The 241-nt window shown below is 62.2% G+C and carries 1 pseudogene; it reads right to left on the bottom strand.

The features are described 5' to 3' along the window. A pseudogene (locus tag KJQ96_RS41280) lies at positions 1–178 on the bottom strand (amino acid ABC transporter); the annotation flags it as partial. Positions 179–241: the final 63 nt, after the last annotated feature.

The following is a 241-nucleotide window of genomic DNA, read 5'->3' on the forward strand; positions in this document are numbered from 1 at the left end:
TTCCGTCCTGGATAGCAATGTGCAGCCATCGATCGACAAGGCCTTCAGCGCGATATCGCTGAAGCCAGTAGGCCTTCTCGGCAAAATCGAACGGCTTGTCGGGATGCACCGCGCAGAGCACGCTCGCGTGCTGCTTCTGCTGGTGGTAGCGGGTCTCCGAAGCGTCCGTCATCATCAACCGATCCGCAGCGTGCCGCGCTCAACCACGCAGGTTACGCCTCGCCGCTGTCCTTGCGGGCCA

Source organism: Bradyrhizobium sp. sGM-13 (genome assembly GCF_018398875.1).
Lineage (GTDB): Bacteria > Pseudomonadota > Alphaproteobacteria > Rhizobiales > Xanthobacteraceae > Bradyrhizobium.